The sequence below is a fragment of the Streptomyces sp. MB09-01 genome, from assembly GCF_033794505.1.
GTDB lineage: Bacteria > Actinomycetota > Actinomycetes > Streptomycetales > Streptomycetaceae > Streptomyces.
In genome coordinates this window covers 1-654 of the sequence record NZ_JARAYQ010000605.1, presented here as the reverse complement: position 1 = coordinate 654, position 654 = coordinate 1, and the positions used below count along the sequence as shown (strand labels likewise).

At 75.4% G+C, this 654-nt stretch carries 1 protein-coding gene; it reads right to left on the bottom strand.

The window, feature by feature from the left end; all coding sequences use genetic code 11:
• Positions 1–654: LacI family DNA-binding transcriptional regulator (locus PV721_RS43690; protein ID WP_319734479.1), on the bottom strand; the 654-nt coding region annotated here is incomplete at both ends.

The following is a 654-nucleotide window of genomic DNA, read 5'->3' as shown; positions in this document are numbered from 1 at the left end:
GTGGGGGCGGGGCCGGAGGAGTCGCGGACGACGAGGCGGACGGGGATGTCGGGGGCGGTCCAGGGGGTGCCTTCGAGGACGGCGAGGAGGGCGGTCATGCCCTGTTCGCCGACGCGCTCGGCCGGGAGGTGGACGGTGGTGAGTTCGGGTTCGACGGCGGTGGCGAGGGCGAGGTCGTCGAAGCCGGTGACGGAGAGGTCCTCGGGGATGCGCAGACCGAGGCGCCGGGCGGCTTTGCAGGCGCCGGCGGCGAGGATGTCGTCGTCGCAGACGATGGCGGTGGGCCTGCCCTGGGGGGTGGCGAGGGCGGTTTCCGTGGCCGTGCGGGCGCCGTCGACGGTGAGGGGGGACCGTACGGTGCGCAGTTCGGTTCCGCGGCCCAGGAGGGCGGCGGCCAGGGCTTCTGCGCGGGTGTCGAAGGTCCAGGAGTCGACGGCGGAGGCGAGGTGGAGGAAGCGGCGGTGGCCGAGGGCGAGGAGGTGTGCGGTGATCTGGCGCATGCCGTCGGCCATGGCGAGGTTGACGTGGGCGGCGGCGGTGCCGGCGGCGGGGTCGCTGTCGAGCATGACGAGGGGGAGGGTGTCGCCGCCGATGGCGTCGAGGGCGTCGGCGGCCATGGAGGAGGCGATGACCCCGTCGAGGGCGGCGCGGGCG